This is a genomic window from Frankia sp. EI5c (assembly GCF_001636565.1).
Lineage (GTDB): Bacteria > Actinomycetota > Actinomycetes > Frankiales > Frankiaceae > Parafrankia.
In genome coordinates this window covers 1-18982 of record NZ_LRTK01000052.1, presented here as the reverse complement: position 1 = coordinate 18982, position 18982 = coordinate 1, and the positions used below count along the sequence as shown (strand labels likewise).

The window sequence follows — 18982 nt, the reverse complement described above, 5'->3', positions numbered from 1 at the left end:
GGTCGGCTACGTCGACGGCGAGTGGATCGCCTTCCCGACCCACAGTGAGCTGGCGCGCGCCACCTTCGACATGGTCGTGGCCGGCCGGGTGCTGGAGGACGGCACCGACGTCGCGATCATGATGGTCGAGGCGGAGGCGACTCCGGGCACGGTCGGTCTGCTCGCCGGCGGTGCTCCGGCGCCGACCGAGGAGGTCGTCGCGGCGGGCCTGGAGGCGGCCAAGCCGGCGATCCGTGAGCTGTGCCGGGCACAGAGCGAGCTGGCGGCCGGCGCGGCGAAGCCGCGGCGCGACTTCCCGCTGTTCGTCGACTACCACGACGACGTGCTGGAGTCCCTGACCGCGGCGGTCGGCGAGGAGCTGGCCGCGGCGCTGCGCATCGCCGGCAAGGCCGAGCGCGAGGCGGAGCTGGAGCGGGTGCGCGCGCTGGCCGTCGAGAAGGTCTCCAGCCAGTTCGAGGGCCGTGACAAGGAGATCGGCCCGGCCTACCGGGCACTGACCAAGAAGCTGGTCCGCTCCCGGATCGTCGCCGACGGCGTGCGGATCGACGGCCGTTCCACGACCGAGATCCGGGAGCTGTCGGCCGAGGNCGACTACATCCCGCGGGTGCACGGCTCGGCGTTGTTCGAGCGGGGCGAGACGCAGATCCTCGGCGTCACGACGCTGGCGATGCTGCGGATGGAGCAGACCGTCGACACGCTCAACCCGGAGCGCACCAAGCGGTACATGCACAACTACAACTTCCCGCCGTACTCCACCGGTGAGACCGGCCGGGTGGGCTCGCCGAAGCGTCGCGAGATCGGCCACGGGGCGCTCGCCGAGCGGGCGCTGCTGCCGGTGCTGCCGGACCGCGAGGAGTTCCCCTACGCGATCCGGCAGGTCTCCGAGGCGCTGAGCTCCAACGGCTCGACCAGCATGGGTTCGGTCTGCGCGAGCACGCTGTCCCTGCTGAACGCCGGTGTGCCGCTCAAGGCGCCGGTGGCGGGTATCGCGATGGGTCTGATCAAGGAGGGCGACAGCTTCGTCACCCTGACGGACATCCTCGGTGCCGAGGACGCCTACGGTGACATGGACTTCAAGGTCGCCGGCACCCGCGAGTTCGTGACCGCGCTGCAGCTCGACACCAAGCTCGACGGCATTCCGGCGTCGGTGCTGGCCAGCGCGCTCCAGCAGGCCNGGGCCGCCCGGCTCACGATCCTGGAAGTGATGGCCGAGGCCATCGGCGCGCCGGACGAGATGTCCGCGCACGCGCCGCGGGTCATCTCGGTGAAGATCCCGGTTGACAAGATCGGCGAGGTCATCGGGCCCAAGGGCAAGATGATCAACCAGATCCAGGCGGACTCCGGGGCTGAGATCACCGTCGAGGACGACGGCACGATCTACATCGGTGCGGCCGACGGCCCGGCGGCGGAGACCGCGCGGTCCGCGATCAACGCGATCGCGAACCCGCAGATGCCCGAGGTGGGCGAGCGTTATCTCGGCACCATCGTGAAGATCACCAACTTCGGCGCCTTCGTCTCGCTGACACCGGGCAAGGACGGTCTGCTGCACGTGAGCAAGCTCAAGCAGCTCGCCGGCGGCAAGCGGGTGGAGAAGGTCGAGGACGTGCTCTCGGTCGGCCAGAAGCTGCAGGTGGAGATCACCGAGATCGACGCCCGTGGAAAGATCAGCCTCGCGCCGGGCGCCGAGGCTGACGCGGTTGCCGCCGAGTCCTGAGTCGTCCCCGTGCACGCGGGGATCCTCCTCCTGACAGGAGTGCTGTGACGGAGATGGATCTGTCCACCTCTGACGAGCGCACGTCGGTTCCGCGCGGGCCGGAGACCACCTCCGGCCCGCCCCCGGCCCGCGTGGCCGAACTACTGGCGGCGGGCTCCGGTACCGAGCAGCTGCTCGCCGGGACCGTGCGCCGCACGGTCCTGCCCGGCGGGCTGCGGGTCATCACGGAGAAGGTGCCGGGGGTCCGGTCGGTCGCCGTCGGCGTCTGGGTGGGCGTCGGCTCCCGGGACGAGACCCCGCTCACCGGCGGGTGCTCGCACTACCTGGAGCATCTGCTCTTCAAGGGCACCCCCAGCCGGGACGCGCTGACGATCAGTGCCGCCATCGAGGCGGTGGGCGGCGATCTCAACGCGTTCACGGCCAAGGAGTACACCTGCTACTACGCCCGGGTCCTCGACACGGACCTGGACCTGGCCGTCGACGTCGTCTGCGACATGGTCGCCAACTCGCTGGTGACCGCGGACGACGTCGAGGCCGAGCGTGGCGTGATCCTTGAGGAGATCGCCATGCACGAGGACGACCCCGGCGACGTCGTGCACGACGTCTTCGCCGACGCGGTCCTCGGCTCCTCCGTACTGGGCCGGCCGGTGCTGGGCACCGTCGAGACGATCCAGGCCCTCGGCCGGGAGACGATCAACGACTACTACCGCGACCGGTACGCCCCGCGGGCGCTCGTGGTCTCCATCGCGGGCAACCTCGACCACGACCAGGCCCTGGACCGGGTGGTGCGGGCCTTCGCCGACCAGCTCACCGGGCCCGCGCTGGCCCAGGAGGTCCGGCGCGGGGACTACCCGTTCCCGCCGCCGCCCGGCATCGTCGTCGACCGGCGGCCGACCGAGCAGGCGCATGTCGTGCTCGGGACGGCCGGCCTGTCCCGGCATGACCCGCGCCGGTATGCCCTCGGGGTGCTGTCCACGACGCTCGGCGGCGGCATGAGCTCGCGGTTGTTCCAGGAGGTGCGGGAGAAGCGCGGCCTGGCCTACTCGGTCTACTCGTTCGACAACCAGTTCGCCGACGCGGGCCTGTTCGGCGTCTACGCGGGCTGCGCCCCGGGCCGGGCCGACGACGTGCTGGAGATCTGCCGCGAGCAGATGCACCGGATCGCCGAGGACGGCATCACCCCGGAGGAGCTCGACCGAGCGCGGGGCCAGAACCGCGGGGGCCTGGTGCTCAACCTGGAGGACACCGGGTCGCGGATGAGCCGGCTCGGCAAGAGCGAGCTCGTCCACGGCGAACTGCTCTCGGTAGACGAGGTGCTCGCCCGGGTCGAGGCTGTCACCCTGGACGACGTCCGGGCGATCGCGGCCGAGCTTGTCGACCGGCCGTGGGCGTTGGGCGTCATCGGGCCGTTCGACGACCACGACTTCAGCGCGGCCGTCGCGCGCTGAGCGCACGAGAGCCGGCCCGGCCGGTGCGGCGCGCGCGTGCGTGCCGCGTGCCGTGCCTGGGAACCGTTTCCGACATCGTTCACACGAGGGGTGTGCAGTGATCGCTGTGGGGGTGCTCGGCGCCCGTGGCCGGATGGGCGCCACCGTGTGCCGGGCCGTCTCGGAGGCGCCGGATCTGGAACTGGTGGCGGAGGTCGACGCCGATGATGATCGCGCCGGCCTGGCGAAGGCCGACGTGGTCGTCGACTTCACCCACCCCGACGCCGTCATGGGCAACCTGCGGTGGGCGATCGACAACGGCGTCCACGCGGTCGTCGGCACGACCGGCTTCGACGAGGACCGGCTGGCCACAGTGCGTGGCTGGCTGGGCGCCGACCCCTCGGTCGGCGTGTTCGTGGCGCCGAACTTCGGCATCGCGGCGGTCCTGATGATGCTCTTCGCGGCCCGCGCGGCTCCGTACTTCGAGTCGGTGGAGATCGTCGAGCTGCACCACCCGGGCAAGGCGGACGCGCCCAGCGGCACGGCCCGGCGGACCGCCGAGCTCATCTCGGCGGCCCGGGTGGCCGCCGGCCAGGACCCGGCCGGACCCGACGCGACGACCTCCGCCCTGGACGGGGCGCGCGGGTCGCGGGTCGCCGGGGTGCCGGTGCACGCCGTCCGGCTCGGTGGCCTGGTCGCGCACCAGGAGGTCCTGCTCGGCGGCTCGGGCGAGACGCTGACGATCCGGCACGACTCGCTCGACCGCGCCTCGTTCATGCCGGGGGTGCTGCTGGCGGTGCGCGAGGTGGCCGCCCACCCGGGGCTCACCGTGGGCCTGGAGGCCCTGCTCGACCTCGGCTGACCCGGCACGCCGACCGGGTGTCGCCAAGCCGTCACCCGGTCCGCTGTCCGCGTGAGCCTGCGCGGATGGATAGGTTTCGGGTGTGGCGCGACATACAGGTGGGCGGCTGACAAACACCGGAACCGTGTTCGGCATCGATCTCGGGACGACGTTCAGCTGCCTGGCCAGGGTCGCTGGCTCCGGCGAGCCCGAGGTCCTCGGGCTGATGGACGGCTCACAGACCCTCCCCAGCGTCGTCCTGTTCGTCGGCGGGGACGAATACATCACCGGTGAGACCGCGCGCCGGCTCGCCCGGGCNCGTCCTGACGACGTGTGCTCTCTGGTCAAACGCCGGATGGGCGACCGCGAGTGGCGGTTCGTGGCCCGCGGGTCGCAGTGGTCGGCGCCGGCGGTGAGCGGCCTGATCCTCAAGGCGCTGGTCTCGGACGCCGGACNGACCGCGGGGGAGGCGGTCCGGGATGTGGTCATCACCGTCCCGGCCTACTTCGGCGACGAGGAACGGCGGGCCACCGTGCTGGCGGGCGAGTACGCCGGCCTGAACGTCGTGGACGTCATCAACGAGCCGACGGCCGCCGCCCTGTCGTACGGCTTCGCCCGTTTCGAGGTGACGGGCCGGCGCACGCTGGGTGGTCCGGGCGCGCTGGCCGAGGAGGTCGCGCTCGTCTACGACCTCGGCGGCGGGACGTTCGACGTCACCATCGTGGAGCTCGCCGACCGGAGGGTCTCCGTCGTCGCCACCGACGGTGACCATCAGCTCGGCNGGGCGGACTGGGACGAGAAGATCGTCCTCTTCCTCACGGACCGTTTCCTCTCCGCCCATCCCGAGGCCGCCGACCCGCTGGATGACGGCGAGGCCGCCCAGGTGCTGCAGCTCGCGGCCGAGCGTGCCCGCCGGGAGCTGACCGAGGCGACCTCGACCGTGGTCACGGTCAGCCACGACGGCCGATCCCTCGACGTCACGCTCACCCGCGAGGAGCTGGAGCGCCTCACTTCCGGGCTGCTCGATCGCACGCTGGCCCTGACCAGGTCGGCGATCGAGGCGGCGCGGGAGCGGGGGGTGCGCGGGGTCGACCGGGTCCTGCTCGTCGGCGGGGCGTCGCGGATGCCCGCGGTCGCCCGCCGGCTGGCCGCGGAACTGTCCGTCCCGGTGGAACTGAGCGATCCCGACCTCGCCGTCGCCCGGGGCGCCGCCATCTACGGCGAGAAGAAGTCGCTGGAACGGCTGGTGACGGCCGACCTGGTCACCCGCGGCCAGCTGGTGGACGGGGCCTCGGTGGAGACCGCGGCGCCGGCCGACCTGGACGCGGCCTGCCGCCGGCTGGCCGAGGCCCTGGGGCTGTCCGCCGAACGGGTGCGGCGCACGGTCGAGGTCCAGGTCGTCAACGTGGTCTCCCGGGGTTTCGGGGTACTGGCCCTGGACCGGTTCGGTGATCAGCGGGCGGTGTTCCTGGTGCACCGCAACGACCGGTTGCCGGTGGCCGTCCGCCGGCTCTTCGGGACGGTGCGCGATGACCAGGACGCGGTGACCGTGCATGTCGTCGAGCAGGCCGGCGGTGTGGAGTCCGCCAGGATCGAGGACAACAAGATCATCGCGAATGCCGAGATCACCGGGATTCCACCGGGTTATCCGGCCGGAACCCAGATAGAAATCATGTTCCGGATGGGCTTTGACGGCATCCTGGAGGTGACGGCGCGCCACGAAGGGCTGGCCGACCGACCGCTGACGGTCCGTATCGAGACCTCGGCGGCGCTCAGCCAGGCGGACGTCGCGCGGGAACGCGAGCAGGTGGCCCGGGCGCGTCGCGAGCGGGGTACGGATCCGTTCACCGGCGGTGATCCGCCACTCGGGAAGCCGCCACGCGGCAGGCCGACGGACGGTGACCCGGGCGGCCTCGCCGGGCCGCCCGGCTGGACCTAGCAGCGGCACGGTACCGGAGGGAACGGCTGGCGGGCGTCACGGACGAGACGGAAGAGAAAGAGGGTCCACGGTGCTGCCCTTCGACTCGAACGACTACCGGCGGCGGGTACTCGCGGCGGTGCACGCCCGCGGCGGTGCCGAGCAGAGCGACCCCTTCGAGATCTACGACATCCCGATCGGCGAGGTTCCCCGGCTCGATGACGCCGAGGTGCGTGCCCGCGTCGACGAGGTCTGGGCGTTCTGGCAGCGCAGCCGGGACCATCCCCGCTACCGCGGTGTGATCATCGCGCTGCTGGGGCTGCACGGCGAGCTGTCCGCGGCACTGGCGACGGCCGCGTCCCGGGCCGAACTCGCGGAACGGGTCGCCGCCGCGCGGGCGGCCCGGGACGACGAGCGCTTCGCCGAGCTCGACGCCGCGGTCCGCCGCCTGGTCGGCCGCTTCGGTGGCCTGCCCGAGGACAAGATCGCCGGACTGCGGGCACTGGCGGGGGCGCAGGGCGTCGACGAGGCGGCCTTCGCGCTGCGCATCCGGCGCTACCGGGTGCTTCCCGCCGGCGCACCGGAGCGGACGGGGCCCGCACCGGCCCCCCGGCCGGTGCCGGCGGAGGTGATGCGCCAGATCCGGGCCGATCTCGACGAGCTCGGCCGGATCGTCGGGACCCCACCGCCGCGCAGCCTGTTCGATCTCCTCGGGGTGGCTCCGGGAAGCCGTCGGGAGGAGATCCGCGCCGTCCGCGACGCCGCCGCGGCACGCAACCGCGAGCGCCGACCGGACCGTCGCCGTGCGCTGCTGGACGACCTGCTGACGGCCGTCCACTCACTGCTCGTGGACGGTGATCCCGAGGCGTATCTCGATGCCCTGGTGGAGCCGGTGAAGGCCGCGCTGCGTCCGCGGGTGGCCACCGCGGTGCTGATCGAGGACCGGCTGCTGCATTCGGCCGCGGCAGAGTTCGTCGCCCACGCCGAGGCGGAGGGGCTCGATCCCGCCAGGGCCCGCACGGTCGTCGCGGACCTCGCCAGGGAGCACGGGGTGGAGGCTCCCGCGGTGGCATCCTCGCCGCCGGGCCGGCCCGGTTCGCGCGGCCCTTCGGGATCTCCGGATTGGTCGGGGACGTCGGGGGCCTCGGGGGCGCATCCGTCCGGCGGAGGTCCGCACACCGGTCCGGTACCGGTGCGGCCGGCGCCAGCGCGGGCGGGTGACTGGCAGGCGATCCTGTCCCGGGCGCGCGCCGCGCTCCGGGCGGGGCGCCCGATCGCCGCCAGTGACGAGATCACCAGGGCCCGCGAGGTCGCCGGCGAGACACTGCCGCCCATCCGGGCCCTCGGTGACGAGGTGGAGCGGGTCATCCGGGCCGCCGGCGAGAGCTGGCGGGCGGTGGTGGCCGAGCTGGCGGCGAACCGCCAGCGCGCGGTGGCCCGGCTCACCGAGGAACTCGCCCGGGTCGCCGCCGACGTGCCGGGGCCCGAGGGCAGGGTGCTGGACGAGGTACGGGCACAGGCGGTGTCCCGCTGCGCCCAGGCCGACGAGCTGGTCCGCCGCGCGCGGGCGGCCTCCGGCCCGGAGGGTGCCCGGCTGGCCCGCGAGGCGCTGGCTCTGGTGGCGGACCACGAGGAGGCACGCGCGCTGGTCTCCGGCGGCGCGCAGGTCGACCCGGCGCGTCCCACGCCGGCGGCCGGGCTCCCGCTGCCGGAGCCGCGTCAGGTGCCGCCCCCGCCCGGCGCCGCGCAGACCCCGGCCGCCTCGGGGCCGCCGGTGGAGCGCCGGCCGCCGGTGGAGCCGCGGCCTTCCGTGGCACCACCGTCCGGTGTCGCGGCACGGTGGGACGGCGCGTCGGTGGTGATCACCTGGCAGCCGACGACGACGGCGGGGGACGTGCGCTACCGAATCCGCCGGATCACCGCGGACGGCAACGCCCGCGCGGTGGGCGTCACCTCGGCCACGACCATCGAGGACGGTGGGGTGTTCCGCGGCTCGTCGATCCCCGAGTACGAGGTGATCGCCGGTGTCGGCGGCGTGTGGTCGACTCCCGCCAGGTGGCCGGACCCGGGTCTCACCGCCGGGCAGGCGGGGCAGCCCACGCGGGCCGCGGCGTCGTTCGAGGTCCCGCCGCCGGGCCCCCGGACGGCGGCGGACGAAGTGGGCCCGGCTGGGGATCTTCGGGTCGTGGCCGGCCGGCTGTGCTGGAACTGGCCGGTCGGATGCACCGAGATGATGGTCACGGTCCGGGCGGACATCCCGCCGGCCGGCGCGCAGGAGTTGGGATCGACCACACGTAAGGTCACGAACACCCGTTACGACATCGACGGCGGCTTCATGCTGCCGGACGTCCGCCCGCTGCACGTCGCGATCTTCGCGTGCGTCCGGGAGCGCGGTGAGCTCGTGGTGGCCGGCGCGGCGGCCGGGCGATGCCTGATCGATGCCGCCGGGACCTTCACCGTGATCGGATCGCGCTCCCCGGCGGCTCCCGCCTCGGTGGCTCCAGCTTCGGTGGCTCCAACTCCGGTGGCTCCAGCTTCGGTGGCTCCAGCTTCGGTGGCTCCAACTCCGGCGGCTCCGGCTTCGGCGGCTCCGGCCTCGGGGGCCACCGCTTCGGGGGGCGCCGGGGCCGGGACCGGGGGCGGCGGCGGGTCCGGGTAGCGGCGGGCGTTGTATTGTTTCGAGCGTGCTTTTCTCCTCTCGACATCGGTGATCGCCGCGCTTTCAGGTCCGATGAGCGTGCGTCGAGGTGGCGCGCGCCAGCAGTGTCGAGAATGAGGAGTTGGTCCCGGCGATGGCCGACGCGCCCGTGGTCCGTCCCACCCCGGTGAGTGGTTTCCCGGAATGGCTGCCCGATGTGCGGATGGTCGAGCTCCGCTGGCTGGACACCATCCGGGCCGCCTTCGAGCGGTACGGGTTCTGTTCCGTCGAGACGCCGTCGGTGGAGTCGCTGGATGCCCTCATGGCGAAGGGCGAGACGTCGCAGGAGGTCTACACCCTGCGGCGTCTGCAGGCGGGCGACGATGACGACAGCGCGCGGCTCGGGCTGCACTTCGACCTGACCGTTCCGTTCGCGCGCTACGTCGCCGCGCACTTCAACGATCTGGTCTTCCCGTTCAAGCGGTACCAGATCCAGCGGGTCTGGCGCGGGGAGCGGCCCCAGGAGGGCCGCTACCGTGAGTTCACCCAGTGCGACATCGACGTCATCAACGTCGACAACGTCCCGCTGCACTTCGACGCCGAGCTGCCCCGCATCGTGCACGAGGTCCTCACCGACCTCGGTGTTCCCGCGTGGACGTTGAACATCAACAACCGCAAGGTGCTGCAGGGGTTCTACGAAGGTCTCGGCATCGGCGACCCGCTCGCGGTCATCCGGGCCGCCGACCGGATCGACAAGATCGGATCCGCGGGGGTCGAGGCGCTGCTGACGGGTCCGGTCGGCCTCAGCGCCGACCAGGCGCGTGCCTGCCTCGACCTGGCCCAGGTGCGGGGCGCGGACGCCGCCGTCGTCGACGAGGTGGGCCGGCTCGGAGTGAAGTCCGACCTGCTCAGCGAGGGTCTGGACGAGCTGGCGCGGGTGCTCGACGACCTGACCGACCTGCCGGCGGGCAGCGTGGTCGCCGACCTGTCGATCGCCCGCGGGCTGGACTACTACACGGGCACGGTCTACGAGGCGAAGTTCGTGGACTCACCGGCGTACGGCAGCATCTGCTCCGGTGGCCGGTACGACGATCTCGCCGGGACGTTCATCCGCCGGAACCTGCCGGGCGTGGGGATCTCGATCGGGCTGACCAGGATCTTCGCCAAGCTCGTGGCGGACGGGGCGATCGGGGGCGGGCCGGCCAGCCCGGCCCAGGTGCTCATGGTCATCCCGAGCGACGAGCGGCGTCCCGACGCGCTCGCGACCGCCCGCCTGCTCCGTGGCCGCGGCCTCAACGTCGAGACCTACCACCAGGCGGACAAGCTCGCGAAACAGATCCGCTATGCCTCCCGCAAGGGGATCCCGCACGTCTGGTTCCCGCCGTTCGGGGACGACCGCCCGCACGAGGTGAAGAACATGGCGACCGGCGACCAGGGGCCGGCCGATCCCGCGGTGTGGGTTCCCGCCGGGTGACCGCCCGTCGCGGAGAGTGATTGCCGGCTCCGTGGGCTGACAGCCCGCGAAGCCGCCCAGCCCGCGAAGCCGCCGCGTGGCCCTCGGGGTCGCCACGCGACCGCGGCGCCGGTCGGCGGCGCGGGAGACGGGCCGACCGGCGGTCGCGGCCGCGTGGTGGACGCGGTGCCCGCCATCGGCGAGGGTCACGGCCGAGGGCTGACGGGGGCGGAGACCCCCGGCCGGACCACCCGCCGGGCGAGCACCGGACCCCTCGCCGACCGCGGCGGGGGGCCCACATCCGGTGTACCACGGTGGGCCGCCCCGGCCACCGCCGTGTACCGGACGGGTCACCGGACGGGTAAGTGGGTGACGACACGGGCCGGTTGGGCGGTTCGAACGCAACCGGTCCGGTGCATGCCGATGCCGGTCGCACCGCCCGTCGTCGGGTGCCCCCGCCGTGGGCGGATGCCCGCCGGTGCGGCGTGGTGGTCCTCGTGGGCCTCGTCAGGCGCCGGGCCCTGGGCCGCCCGCATCGAGCGGATACCGTGGTGCGCGTCGGCCGTGGGACGTCGTTCCTCTGGGAGGTCGCTGTCGTGGAGGTCGCTGTGGGTGAGGTCGCTGTGGGCGGGGGCACCGCCGGTACGGGCGGAGCGCCTGGGGAGGTCGGTGGGCCCGCCGGCGCCGCCCGGTCGGCGGAGCGGGTCCAGGCGCTCGGGTCACCGCGGGGCGACATCGCGGGCGCGGGCACGGCGCGCCTGAAGGTGCAGGTCGTCGCCCGTACCGAGTTCCTTCCACCGGACGACGTCCCGTGGAGCACCGACGCCGACGGCGGCCAGGCGCTGGCGGAGTTCGCCGGGCGGGCCTGTTACCAGAGCTGGAGCAAGCCCAACCCGGCGACGGCGACGAACGCCGGCTACCTGCGGCACATCCTGGAGGTCGGGCACCTGTCCGTGCTGGAGCACGGGACGGTGTCGCTCTACATCACCGGGGTGTCCCGCAGCCTCACCCACGAGCTGGTGCGGCACCGCCACTTCTCCTACAGCCAGCTTTCGCAGCGTTACGTCCCCGAGCATGACGCGGCCCTGGTCGAACCCGAGGTCATCGCCGACGACCCGGAGCTGCATGCGCTGTTCACGGAAGCCGCGACGGCCTCGATGGAGGCGTACGCCCGGCTGCTGGAAGGGCTGGAGAAGCGGTTCGCCGACGTCTCCGCGCCGACGTCGCGCCGCAAGCAGGCGAGGCAGGCGGCCCGGTCGGTGCTGATGAACGCCACCGAGACCCGGATCGTCGTCACCGGCAACTACCGGGCCTGGCGGCATTTCATCGGGATGCGCGCCAGCGAGCACGCCGATGTCGAGATCCGCGGTCTCGCGATCGCGATTCTGGGAGCCCTGCGGGAGGTGGCGCCGAACGTGTTCGCGGACTTCCGGGTGAGCACACTCGACGACGGCACCGAGGTGGCCTCCAGCCCACTCGTCGGCGAAGGCTGATTCCGCGTTCCGACGGGCCGTAAGGGCCGTCCGGCACATGCGCCCGGGCCGTTCGCCATGCCTTCGCACAGGCGGAGATGACCACGCCGCTGCTCACAACGGACCACCGATCGGTGATGACCGCGGGGAACGATGGTGGGGTCGAGCGGTGGGATGGACGCGCGGGCAACGGCGCCGGGGCGGAACGGGCAGGGGAGGGCCGGTATGACCAAGGTTGCCGAGATCGGCGCGCAGTCCGGCGCGGTGGCGAAACCGCTGTCCGTCGACGAGCTGCGCCTGCTCGACGCCTACTGGCGTGCCGCGAACTACCTGTCGGTCGGGCAGATCTACCTGCTGGACAACCCGCTGCTGACGGAGCCCCTGCGCCCGGAGCACATCAAGCCCCGGCTGCTGGGGCACTGGGGAACCACTCCCGGGCTCAACCTGATCTACACCCACCTCAACCGGGTGATCCGCCGCAACGACCTGGACGCCATCTACGTGATCGGCCCCGGCCACGGCGGGCCGGGTATCGTGGCGAACACCTACCTGGAGGGCACCTACAGCGAGATCTACCCGTCCGTCGCCCAGGACGTGGACGGGATGCGGCGGCTGTTCCGCCAGTTCTCCTTCCCCGGCGGCATTCCCAGCCACGTCGCCCCGGAGGTGCCCGGCTCCATCCACGAGGGTGGTGAGCTGGGCTACGCCCTCACCCACGCCTTCGGTGCCGCCTTCGACAACCCGCACCTGCTGGTGGCCGCGGTCGTCGGTGACGGGGAGGCGGAGACCGGGCCGCTCGCGGCGAGCTGGCACTCGAACAAGTTCCTCGATCCCGTGCGCGACGGGGTGGTGCTGCCGATCCTGCACCTCAACGGTTACAAGATCGCGCAGCCGACGGTCCTCGCCCGGATACCGGAGCCGGAGCTCGACGCGCTGATGCGCGGCTACGGCTACGAGCCGCTGCACGTGACCGGGGACGACCCCGCCGAGGTCCATCAGCGACTCGCGCACGTGCTCGACCTCGCGATCGCGCGGATCCACGACATCCAGGACCGGGCCCGCCGGCTCGGTGACCCGTCCCGCCCGGCCTGGCCGATGATCGTGTTGCGGACGCCGAAGGGCTGGACCGGCCCGTCGACCGTGGACGGAAAGCCGGTCGAGGGGAACTGGCGCTCCCATCAGGTGCCGATCGCCGACCCGAAACGGGATCCGGCCCAGCGGAGCCAGCTGGAGGCGTGGCTGCGCAGCTACCGGCCCTGGGAGCTGTTCGAGGCCGACGGGCGGCTGAGGCCGGAGCTCGCGGCACTCGCTCCGGTGGGCACCCGGCGCATGAGCGCCAACCCGCATGCCAACGGCGGCGAGCTGCTGCGGGACCTCGCGCTGCCCGACTTCCGGGACTACGCGGTGGACGTGCCCGCGCCGGGCGTCACGCTGAGCGAGGCGACCAGGGTGCTCGGCGGCTTTCTGCGCGACGTCATGCGGGCCAATCCGAACACCTTCCGGGTGATGGGCCCGGACGAGACCGAGTCGAACCGGCTGGGCGCGCTGTTCGAGACCACGGACCGTGCCTGGAACGCCGAGATCCGCCCCACGGACGAGGACCTGGCTCCCGACGGCCGGGTGATGGAGGTGCTCTCGGAGCACCTGTGCCAGGGCTGGCTGGAGGGATACCTGCTCACCGGCCGGCACGGCTTCTTCTCCTGCTACGAGGCGTTCATCCACATCGTCGACTCGATGGTGAACCAGCACGCGAAGTGGCTGAAGGCGTCCCGGAACATTCCGTGGCGCCGCCCGATCGCCTCGCTGAACTACCTCCTCACCAGCCACGTCTGGCGGCAGGACCACAATGGTTTCTCGCACCAGGACCCGGGCTTCATCGACCATGTGGTGAACAAGAAGGCCGAGATCATCCGGGTCTACCTGCCGCCGGACGCGAACACCCTGCTCTCGGTGGCCGATCATTGTCTGCGCAGCCGGCATTACATCAACGTGGTGGTCGCGGGAAAGCAGCCCGCGCTGAACTATCTGTCGATGACGGACGCGATCGCGCACTGCACCCGCGGCCTGGGTATCTGGGACTGGGCGAGCAACGACCACACCGACGCCGGTGACGGCACCCCCGACGTCGTCATGGCCTGCGCCGGGGACATCCCGACGCTGGAGACGCTGGCTGCCGTCGACATCCTGCGCCAGCACTTCCCGGACCTGAAGGTGCGGGTGGTCAACGTCGTCGACCTGATGTGCCTCCAGGACGAGGCGGAGCACCCACACGGCATCTCGGATCCCCGGTTCGACGCGCTGTTCACCGAGGACCGGCCGATCATCTTCGCCTACCACGGCTACCCGTGGCTGATCCACCGGCTCACCTACCGCCGGCGCAACCACAACAACATGCATGTACGGGGCTACATCGAGGAGGGCACGACCACCACGCCGTTCGACATGGTGATGATGAACAACCTGGATCGCTTCCACCTGGTGGTCGACGTGATCGACCGGGTGCCGAGCCTGGGTGCGCGCGCGGCGCATGTCCGGCAGCGGATGATCGACGCGCGGCTGGCGGCCCGGGCCTACACCCGGGACCACGGCGAAGACGATCCGAGCATCCGCGACTGGACCTGGCCGTACTGAGGATGCGCCGTACCGAGGGCGGGGCGACCGAGGGTGGCACGACTGTGGCCGGCTCGACTGTGGCCGGCTCGACCGAGGGCAGCATGAACGAAGGCGGGGCAGGTATCGGCGGGGACCGGAACGTACTGGTGGTGAACGCCGGTTCGTCCAGCGTGAAGCTGCGGCTGCTCGATCCGGGCGATCAGGTGCTGGCAGCGCACAACCTGCGCGCGGTCGCCGGCAGCCCGGATCCCGGCGAGCTCGAGCGGGCGGTGGAGAACCTCGCCCACGCCGGTGAGGTAGCGATCACCGGTCACCGCGTGGTGCACGGTGGTCCGGTCTTCACCGACCCGGTCCTGGTCGATGAGGAGGTCGAGCGGCGGCTGCGCGAGCTGGTGCCGCTGGCCCCGCTGCACCAGCCGGCGGCGCTGACCGCGCTGGCGGACGTCTCGGCGGTGCTCCCCGGGGTGCCGCGGGTCGCCTGCTTCGACACCTCCTTCCACGCGCGCATGCCGCCCGAGGCGGTGACCTACCCGGTTCCGGCGAGCTGGCGCGAGGAGTACGGGGTGCGCCGCTACGGGTTTCACGGCCTGTCCCACGCGTATGCCTCCCGGCGGGCCGCCGAGCTGACCGGGGGCCGCCGGGTGGTTACGGCGCACCTGGGCTCGGGGGCGTCGCTGGCGGCGGTCCGCGATGGCGTGAGCGTCGACACGACGATGGGCTTCACCCCGCTGGAGGGCATGGTCATGGCCACCCGCTCCGGGACGGTGGATCCCGGCCTGCTGCTGTGGCTGCAGACCGAGCGTGGCCTGACCGCCGAGGAACTCACCGATGCGCTGTTCCACCGCAGCGGTATGACCGGGCTGGTCGGTTCGGCGGACATGCGGTCGGTCCTCGACGGCGCCCGGCGGGAAGGCAGCCCGGAGGCGCTGGGATTCGCCGTCTACCTGCACCGGCTGCGGGCCGAGACCGCCGCCATGGCCGCGGCGCTCGATGGGCTCGACGTGCTCGTGTTCACCGGCGGGGTGGGGGAGCGGGCGGCTCCGGTGCGGTCGGGCGCCGCCGCCGGCCTCGGCTTCCTGGGCGTCGCCGTCGACGACGACCTGAACGCGTCCTACGCCGGCGGTGACCTGGAGATCACCGCTGCCGGCGCGCCGGCGCGCACGCTGGTCATCGAGGCCCGTGAGGACATCGAGATCGCCCGGGCGGCCCGCGCGCTTCTCCCCTGACGCCGCGACCCCCTGCCGCCGCGACCCCCTGACACGCGACATGTCGCGGATGTCCCCGTCCGTGGAGACACTGCTACTCTGCCGGACTGTGAGCGGACAAGCCCGCGGGACCGGCCGGAGCGTGCCGGCCGCCGCCGAGGGACCGGTGTAGCGCGCAGTGGCTTCGGGAGGCTCGGGCGGTCCGGGTCCCGGGCCTGGGCCTGGGCCTGGGCCGGGCGGACCGGGTGGCTTCGGCGGCTTCGGCGGTTTCGGTGGCATGGGCGGCGCGTGGCCCAGCCGGCTCCGGCGCTGGAGCCGGCGGGACGACGCCGACAGCGCCCCGGTGCTCGACCTCACCGACGTGGACGAGGTCACCACGATGCTGCTGGCGCCACCGGCCGAGTACCAGGGGCTGCGCCGCCGGGTCGTCGACCAGTTCACGATCGTCAGCGCCAACCGCTGCCAGCTCGCCCGGTCCGTGAACTGGGGCCCGCTGGACGGGCTGCTGAACAGCATCGTGCCGGGCACCGGCCGGCTGGACACGGCGGGGCGGCTGCCCCCGGAGGTCTGCCTGTTGCTGCCGATCTCCACGTTGCCCAAGCGGGCGCTGGTCGGCTTCGATCTGGTCGGGCCGGGTGGCTCCGACGCCCACCTGATGCCGTATGGGACCTCGGTCGCCATCCAGGGGAACCTCGTCGCGCTGCTCGCCGAGGACGCGGGCTGTCCGCTCCCCGGGGACGCCCGCCGGGTGGTGGACGCGATCTCCCGCTTCCGCCCCGGTCGGCTGACGGGGAACCTGCCGCGGCTGGCGCCCCGGCGGGGACGTCCGCTGTCGCTCGAGGACGTGCGGACCTATCTGGAGCGGGAGGCCGACCTGGCGGTACCCGCGGCGACCATGCGGTCCTGGCAGGGGCTGCTGGAACCGGCCCAGAGCCTGCTCGGCCAGGTGCTGGACGAGCCGTTCGACCCGCTGAGCAGCGCCGACACCCTCCTGCTCGCCGTCGGTGAGCTGTGGCGGGACCCGGAGGTCCCCACCCCGTTGGAGATCGACCACATCTCCGGCTACCTGGGTGAGTTCACCGCCTGGATCGACCGGTTGAGCCTGGTCGGCGCCGCGGCGACGCCGGTGCTGAGCACCGTCGCCGAGTACGGGCGGCGCTGGGAGGCACTGGCGGCCGTGACGGTGGACCCGTACCGCCCGTGCCTGATCAAGATGAAGGAGGAGCGCCGGACGGTGCTGGCGCGCCGGTTCCCGGTGCGGGACGGCGCCGTCCCGCTGCGGCGGCGGTGGCTGACCCCGGTCGCGTTGGTGGACATCGACCCCGGTGGCCCGGGCAGCTACCACGCCAGCGTGGGCACCGACGACTCCAGCATCGAACTGAGCACACCGGTGACGGTCGACCTGTGGGACCAGCGGATCGACCGGACCTACATCGAGGACGTCCATCAGAACCGCGAGGTGTACGCCTTCTACAGCATCGACGCGAGCCGGGCGGCGCGGGCGAAGCTGGTCGTCGGCCTGAGCGTCTCGCCGGACGTCGGGCGGGTGGCCATGGCGATCCTGGTCCTGATGGTGCTCACCGTCGCCCTGTCGGCGCTGCCGTTCCGGCTCGGTGCCGACGCGGTTGCGGTGGTGGCGGTCCCCTCGTCGTTCGCCGCGACGATGCTGCTCACCCGGGAGCGGTCGAGCCTCGCGGCCTGGGTCCTGGGTCCGACGAAACAGGCTCTGCTGGCGTTGCTGGTCGCGCTGGCGGTGCTGTCCGGGCTGCGCGCGCTGGGCTGGCACACCCCACCGGAGGAACCGGCTCCGTCCATCATGTCCGTTGAGTCCGGCGAGTCCGGTGCGCGGACATGACCGGGACCAGTCGGTACGGCGTATGTGGCCCGCANGGTGTCCGCGGGGGAGCCGTTCGGCCAGGCCATGCGGGCAGGACGCGGCCGGAGCCACCGAACGGCGGCCCCCGCCCCGGCCAGGGCGGTACCCTGAACCAACTGTCGTGCGAGACGGGACGGTGAGCATGCCGAAGAACTACGGCGCGGGAGTCGCGGGCAGCGCGGCGCGCGCGGGTGGCCTGCGGTCGTTCGTCCGTCTCGGCCGTCGTGAGCTGTGGTTGCGGCTCGACCGGAACATGATCGCCGGGGCCCGTCCGCGGCCTGCGGGCCGTGTGCCCGCCCGTCCGTCGAGTTCTGCGGAGCTGGCATCACGCTCCTGAAAGCCGCTTGGAAGTAGTACTTCGTTCCCTGCCCCGGTCCGCCGGTGTGTGGCGGGTGTCCAGCCGTGAGCGTCTGGGCGGTGTCGCCCGCGCACGGTGGAGGCATGTGGTGGGGGAACGCCGACTTCGCCGGTCGGTGACCGTCGGAGGAGATGTCGGAGGTGCCCGCTAGCGTGGCAGGTATGTCAGCTTTGCCCCCGGCCCCGTTCGGGCGGATGATCACGGCGATGGTCACGCCGTTCACCTCGGACGGCGGCCTGGACGTCCCGGGCGCCGCGGCGCTCGCGGAGCATCTTGTCGATGCCGGCAACGAGGCGCTGGTCATCAACGGTACGACGGGCGAGTCCCCGACCACGACGGACGCGGAGAAGGACACGCTGCTGCGTGTGGTCCGCGAGGCCGTCGGCGGGCGTGCCCAGGTCATCGCGGGTGTGGGGACGAACGACACCCGGCATACGCTGGAGCTGGCCGAGGCCGCCGAGAAGGCCGGGGTCGACGGCCTGCTCGTCGTCGCGCCGTACTACAACAAGCCGCCGCAGGCCGGGCTGCTCGCCCACTTCCGGGCCGTCGCCGACGCGACGGGGCTGCCGACGATGATCTACGATATTCCCGGCAGGTCCGGGGTGCCCGTGGCGACCGAGACTCTCCTGCGGCTGGCGGAACATCCGCGCATCGTCGCGGTGAAGGACGCCAAGGACGACCTGGCCGCTTCCTCGCGAGTGCTGGCCAACACCGGCCTCGCCTACTACTCGGGCACGGACGTGCTCAATCTTCCGCTGCTGTCCGTTGGCGCCTGCGGTGTGGTCAGTGTCGTCGGCCACGTGGCCGCACCCGCCATCCGGGCAATGATCGAGGCCTTTGGGGCCGGTGAGGTGGGTCGGGCGATCGCGCTACACAAGGGCTTGCTGCCCGCATACGAGGGACTTTTCCGCACCCAGGGGGTGATCCTGGCGAAGGCGGCGTTGGCGATGTCGAACCTGCCCGCCGGGCCCGTGCGCGCCCCGCTGGTCGACGCGACCGATGCCGAGCGTGCCCTGCTGCGCGCCGACCTGGCGGCGGCCCTGCTGGATCCGGCGGTCGCGCTGGCCGGAGCAGGAGCCGGAGCAGGAGCAGGAGCCGGCGCCGCGTCGGCGGGCGCGGGGACGGCGGCTTCATGACGCATCCGCACCCCGAGCTGGGCCCGCCCCCGCCGCTTCGCGCCGACGGCCTGCGGATCATCCCGCTGGGTGGGCTCGGCGAGATCGGCCGGAACATGACCGTGTTCGAGCATGCCGGCCGGCTGCTCATCGTCGACTGCGGTGTGCTCTTCCCCGAGACCGACCAGCCCGGAGTGGACCTGATCCTCCCGGACTTCACGGCCATCCGGGACCGCCTGCACGACATCGAGGCGGTCATCCTCACCCACGCGCACGAGGATCACATCGGGGCCGTCCCCTACCTGTTGCGGGAGCGCCGGGACATCCAGCTGATCGGCACCCGGCTGACGCT

At 72.5% G+C, this 18982-nt stretch carries 12 protein-coding genes and 5 pseudogenes; all 17 read left to right on the top strand.

Annotation, left to right across the window (positions count from 1 at the left end):
• Positions 1–587, top strand: a pseudogene (locus tag UG55_RS39475) (polyribonucleotide nucleotidyltransferase); the annotation flags it as partial.
• Between the two features lies 1 nt (position 588).
• Positions 589–1174 (top strand): annotated as a pseudogene (locus tag UG55_RS39470) (polyribonucleotide nucleotidyltransferase); the annotation flags it as partial.
• A 1-nt stretch (position 1175) separates the two neighbouring features.
• On the top strand, positions 1176–1714 hold a 539-nt coding region (locus tag UG55_RS39465), incomplete at its 5' end, for a S1 RNA-binding domain-containing protein (RefSeq protein ID WP_242424787.1).
• Positions 1715–1758: 44 nt separating this feature from the next.
• The gene (locus tag UG55_RS19415; RefSeq protein WP_066071168.1) at positions 1759–3162 is read left to right on the top strand and encodes a pitrilysin family protein; all 1404 of its coding nucleotides are present in this window, start codon (positions 1759–1761) and stop codon (positions 3160–3162) included.
• A 97-nt stretch (positions 3163–3259) separates the two neighbouring features.
• Positions 3260–4003 carry a 4-hydroxy-tetrahydrodipicolinate reductase gene (gene dapB, locus UG55_RS19410; protein WP_066071165.1) on the top strand — a complete coding sequence of 248 codons (744 nt, stop codon included), beginning with the start codon at positions 3260–3262 and terminating at the stop codon, positions 4001–4003.
• Between the two features lie 82 nt (positions 4004–4085).
• A pseudogene (locus UG55_RS39460) lies at positions 4086–4300 on the top strand (Hsp70 family protein); the annotation flags it as partial.
• A 1-nt stretch (position 4301) separates the two neighbouring features.
• Positions 4302–4437, top strand: a pseudogene (locus tag UG55_RS39455) (hypothetical protein); the annotation flags it as partial.
• A 1-nt stretch (position 4438) separates the two neighbouring features.
• Positions 4439–4763, top strand: a pseudogene (locus UG55_RS39450) (Hsp70 family protein); the annotation flags it as partial.
• A 1-nt stretch (position 4764) separates the two neighbouring features.
• Positions 4765–5921, top strand: a 1157-nt coding sequence (locus tag UG55_RS39445; RefSeq protein ID WP_242424786.1) for an Hsp70 family protein, incomplete at its 5' end; no start/stop codon positions are given.
• Positions 5922–5991: 70 nt separating this feature from the next.
• Positions 5992–8559: a hypothetical protein gene (locus UG55_RS19400; RefSeq protein WP_242424785.1), complete on the top strand. Its 2568-nt coding sequence runs from the start codon at positions 5992–5994 to the stop codon at positions 8557–8559.
• A 133-nt stretch (positions 8560–8692) separates the two neighbouring features.
• Complete coding sequence (gene hisS / locus UG55_RS19395; protein WP_066071292.1) at positions 8693–10012, top strand: histidine--tRNA ligase; 1320 nt, start codon at positions 8693–8695, stop codon at positions 10010–10012.
• 713 nt (positions 10013–10725) lie between these two features.
• Positions 10726–11484: an FAD-dependent thymidylate synthase gene (thyX, locus tag UG55_RS19390; protein ID WP_242424457.1), complete on the top strand. Its 759-nt coding sequence runs from the start codon at positions 10726–10728 to the stop codon at positions 11482–11484.
• Positions 11485–11688: 204 nt separating this feature from the next.
• Positions 11689–14094: a phosphoketolase gene (locus tag UG55_RS19385; RefSeq protein WP_066071158.1), complete on the top strand. Its 2406-nt coding sequence runs from the start codon at positions 11689–11691 to the stop codon at positions 14092–14094.
• 83 nt (positions 14095–14177) lie between these two features.
• Positions 14178–15302 (top strand): acetate/propionate family kinase, encoded by a 1125-nt coding sequence (locus tag UG55_RS19380; RefSeq protein WP_066068839.1) that lies wholly within the window; start codon positions 14178–14180, stop codon positions 15300–15302.
• A 256-nt stretch (positions 15303–15558) separates the two neighbouring features.
• Complete coding sequence (locus tag UG55_RS19375) at positions 15559–17136, top strand: hypothetical protein (RefSeq protein WP_199865139.1); 1578 nt, start codon at positions 15559–15561, stop codon at positions 17134–17136.
• A gap of 510 nt (positions 17137–17646) precedes the next feature.
• Positions 17647–18651, top strand: coding sequence for a 4-hydroxy-tetrahydrodipicolinate synthase (gene dapA, locus UG55_RS19370; RefSeq protein WP_066068770.1), 1005 nt, complete (start codon positions 17647–17649; stop codon positions 18649–18651).
• Positions 18648–18982 (top strand): MBL fold metallo-hydrolase (locus tag UG55_RS19365; protein WP_128423084.1); only part of this gene is annotated, 335 nt, incomplete at its 3' end. The genes dapA and UG55_RS19365, both read left to right, overlap by 4 nt.

Coding starts and splice junctions, on each gene's coding strand:
- dapA (WP_066068770.1), top strand. CDS start 17,647: ATGTCGGAGGTGCCCGCTAGCGTGGCAGGTATGTCAGCTTTGCCCCCG.
- UG55_RS19375 (WP_199865139.1), top strand. CDS start 15,559: ATGGGCGGCGCGTGGCCCAGCCGGCTCCGGCGCTGGAGCCGGCGGGAC.
- UG55_RS19380 (WP_066068839.1), top strand. CDS start 14,178: ATGAACGAAGGCGGGGCAGGTATCGGCGGGGACCGGAACGTACTGGTG.
- hisS (WP_066071292.1), top strand. CDS start 8,693: ATGGCCGACGCGCCCGTGGTCCGTCCCACCCCGGTGAGTGGTTTCCCG.
- UG55_RS19385 (WP_066071158.1), top strand. CDS start 11,689: ATGACCAAGGTTGCCGAGATCGGCGCGCAGTCCGGCGCGGTGGCGAAA.